The following is a 4,038-nucleotide window of genomic DNA, read 5'->3' on the forward strand; positions in this document are numbered from 1 at the left end:
GCGAGGCACACCATGAATGCGTTCCTCCTCCAGCTGGCGATCTACCTGGTCGTGCTGCTGGTTCTGGCCAAGCCGCTGGGCACCTATATGGCCCGCGTGTTTGGCGATGCGCCTTCGCGCGCACACTGGCTCGGGCCGATCGAGCGGGCGTTCTATCGGCTGGCCGGCGTCAACACCAAGGCCGAGATGGGCTGGAAGCGCTATGCGCTGGCCGTCATCGTCGTCAACGTGCTGGGCGCGCTGGCGGTCTATGCGCTGCAGCGCGCACAGCAGTGGCTGCCGCTGAACCCGCAGGGCTTTGGCGCCGTCACGCCGGATTCGTCGTTCAATACGGCGGTCAGCTTCGTCACCAACACCAACTGGCAGGGCTACGCGGGCGAAAGCACGATGAGCTACCTGACGCAGATGCTCGGGCTGGCCGTGCAGAACTTCCTCTCTGCCGCTACCGGCATTGCGGTGGTGATCGCGCTCATTCGCGGCTTCTCGCGCCACTCGGCCAAGACCATCGGCAACTTCTGGGTCGACTTCACGCGCAGCACGCTCTATGTGCTGCTGCCGCTGTCGATCGTCGTGGCCGTGTTCTTCGTGGGCCAGGGCGTGATCCAGAACTTCGACGCGTATAAGGACGTGACCACCGTCACCGCCACCACCTTCGACAACCCGAAGCTGGACAAGGACGGTAACGCGATCAAGGACGCGCAGGGAAACCCCGTTACCGAGAAGGCCACCACGCAAAAGCAGACCCTGCCGATGGGCCCGATTGCCTCGCAAGAAGCGATCAAGATGCTCGGTACCAACGGCGGTGGCCCGTTCAACGCCAACTCGGCGCACCCGTACGAAAACCCGACGCCGCTGGCGAACTTCGTGCAGATGCTGGCCATCTTCATCATCCCGGCCGCGCTGTGCTTCACCTTCGGCGCCATGGTGGGCGACCGCCGGCAAGGCTGGGCGGTGCTGGCGGCCATGACCGTGCTCTTTGTCGTGCTGGCGGTGTTCGAGATGTGGTCAGAGGGGCATGCGAACCCGATGCTCGCCAACCTCGGCATCGACCAGGCCATCGGCAACATGGAAGGCAAGGAAACGCGCTTCGGCGTCGTGGCTTCGTCGCTGTTCGTCACCATCACCACGTCGGCGTCGTGCGGTGCGGTCAATGCCATGCATGACTCGCTCACCGCGCTGGGCGGCTTCGTGCCGATGTTCCTGATGCAGCTGGGCGAAGTGGTGTTCGGCGGTGTCGGTTCGGGCCTGTACGGCATGCTGGTGTACGCCATCCTGGCCGTGTTCATTGCTGGCCTGATGATCGGCCGCACGCCGGAATACCTCGGCAAGAAGATCGAAGTGTTCGAGATGAAGATGACCTCCATCGCCATCCTCGTCACGCCGCTGCTGGTGCTCGTGGGCACGGCCGTTGCGGTGCTGGCCGCGGGCGGTAAGGCCGGCATCTTCAACCCCGGCACGCACGGCTTCTCGGAAGTGCTGTACGCCTTCTCGTCGGCTGCCAACAACAACGGCAGCGCGTTTGCGGGCTTGTCGGCCAACACGCCGTTCTACAACGTCGCGCTGGGCATCGTCATGTGGCTGGGCCGCTTCTGGATCATCGTGCCGGTGCTGGCGATGGCAGGCACGTTTGCCGCCAAGAAGCGCCTGCCGGTGACCGTTGGCACGCTGCCCACGCATGGCCCGCTGTTCGTGGTGTTGCTGATCGGCTCCGTGCTGTTGGTGGGTGCGCTCACCTATATCCCGGCATTGGCGCTCGGCCCCATTGCGGAACACCTCGCACGCTAAGGCGCGCTGAACACTCAATATCAACAGGTGCCTTATGGCTATCCGTTACCCTGATTCCGATCCCGTGACGCGCACGGTCCAGCACAAGCTGGATGGCGCCGAGGCTACCGCCGCTGGCGCTGCGGCAGCCGGCACGGCCCGCACCACCACCACCCACCACGGCGGCCACCATCCGCGCTCGGCCAAGGAGGTGCGCCAGCTGTCGATGTTCTCGATGGCCCTGGTCAAGCCCGCCATCGTCGATAGCTTCCGCAAGCTGTCGCCGCAAGCGCAGGCCAAGAACCCGGTGATGTTCGTCGTCTACATCGGCAGCATCCTGACCACCATCCTGTGGATCATGGCGCTGCGCGGCCAGGCCGAAGCCCCTGCGGGCTTCATCCTTGCCGTGTCGGTGTGGCTGTGGTTCACGGTGCTGTTCGCCAACTTTGCCGAGGCGCTGGCCGAAGGCCGCAGCAAGCAGCAGGCGGCATCGCTGCGCGGCATCAAGACGACGGTGCAGGCCAAGGTGCTGGCCGACGCCAGCCGCCGTGACCGCGTGCAATCGCGCGCCGCCACTGCCCTGCGCCGTGGCGACATCGTCCTCATCGAAGCCGGCGACATGGTCCCCGGCGACGGCGAGGTGATCGAAGGCGTCGCCTCGGTGGACGAAAGCGCCATCACCGGCGAGTCCGCCCCGGTCATCCGCGAATCCGGCGGCGACTTCTCGTCGGTCACGGGCGGCACGCGCGTGCTGTCGGACTGGATCGTGGTGCGCGTCACCGCCAACCCGGGCGAGAGCTTCCTCGACCGCATGATCTCGATGGTGGAAGGCGCCAAGCGCCAGAAGACCCCCAACGAGCTGGCGCTGACCATCCTGCTGGTGAGCCTGACCATCATCCTGATGCTGGCCACCGTCACGCTGCTGCCGTACTCGCTGTTCTCGGTGGAAGCGATGAAGGCCGGCAACCCCATCACCATCACGGTGCTGGTGGCGCTGCTGGTGTGCCTGATCCCGACCACCATCGGCGGGCTGCTGTCGGCCATCGGCGTGGCAGGCATGAGCCGCATGATGCAGGCCAACGTGATCGCCACCTCCGGCCGCGCGGTGGAAGCCGCCGGCGACGTGGACGTGCTGCTGCTCGACAAGACCGGCACCATCACCCACGGCAACCGTCAGGCGTCGCGCTTCCTCCCCGCACCGGGCGTGACGCCCAAGGCGCTGGCTGAAGCCGCCTGGCTGTCGTCGTTGGCTGATGAAACGCCGGAAGGCCGCAGCATCGTCACGCTGGCACGCCAGCTGGGCGAGGCCTCGATCGACGAAGCGGCGCTCGCCAAGACGCAGCCGGTGTACGTCGCCTTCTCCGCGCAAACGCGCATGAGCGGCATCAACGTCGAGCACGATGGCGTCGCCCGCCAGATCCGCAAGGGCGCCGCTGACGCGATCCGCACGCATGTGACGCTGCTGGCCGGCAAGTTCCCCGACGCCGTGTCGGCCGCCGTGGACGACGTGGCCCGCAAGGGCGGCACCCCGCTGGTGGTGTCCGACAACGAGCGCGTGCTGGGTGTGGTGGAGCTGAAGGACATCGTCAAGGCTGGCATCCGCGAGCGCTTTGCCGAGCTGCGCCAGATGGGCATCAAGACGGTGATGATCACCGGCGACAACCGCCTGACCGCCGCCTCCATCGCGGCCGAAGCCGGCGTCGACGATTTCATCGCCGAAGCCACGCCCGAGACCAAGCTGGCGCTGATCCGCGAGCAGCAGGCCCAAGGCCGCCTCGTCGCCATGACCGGTGACGGCACCAACGATGCGCCCGCACTGGCACAGGCCGACGTGGCCGTCGCCATGAACAGCGGCACGCAGGCCGCCAAGGAAGCCGGCAACATGGTCGACCTGGATTCCAGCCCGACCAAGCTGATCCAGATCGTCGAGATCGGCAAGCAGATGCTGATGACGCGCGGCTCGCTGACCACGTTCTCGATCGCCAACGACGTGGCCAAGTACTTCGCCATCATTCCGGCGGCATTCGCGACCACGTACCCGCAGCTCGCCGCGCTCAACGTCATGCACCTGGCCACGCCGGCCTCGGCCGTGATGAGCGCGGTGATCTTCAACGCGCTGATCATCGTGTTCCTGATCCCGCTGGCGCTCAAGGGCGTGAAGTACCGCGCGCTGGGTGCCGCCACGCTGCTGCGCCGCAACCTCTTGATCTACGGCCTGGGCGGCCTGCTGCTGCCCTTCCCGGGCATCAAGATCATCGACATGTTCCTGGCCGC

At 66.3% G+C, this 4,038-nt stretch carries 2 protein-coding genes; both read left to right on the forward strand.

Translation table 11 applies throughout. The features are described from left to right. Positions 1-12 precede the first annotated feature (12 nt). A complete protein-coding gene (gene kdpA / locus QZ609_RS25055; RefSeq protein ID WP_295500769.1) occupies positions 13-1,785 on the forward strand; it encodes a potassium-transporting ATPase subunit KdpA in 1,773 nt (590 codons plus the stop codon). 34 nt (positions 1,786-1,819) lie between these two features. Next, positions 1,820-4,038, forward strand: a 2,219-nt coding sequence (kdpB, locus tag QZ609_RS25060) for a potassium-transporting ATPase subunit KdpB (protein WP_295500766.1), incomplete at its 3' end; no start/stop codon positions are given.

Source organism: uncultured Ralstonia sp. (assembly GCA_913056305.1).
Lineage (GTDB): Bacteria > Pseudomonadota > Gammaproteobacteria > Burkholderiales > Burkholderiaceae > Ralstonia.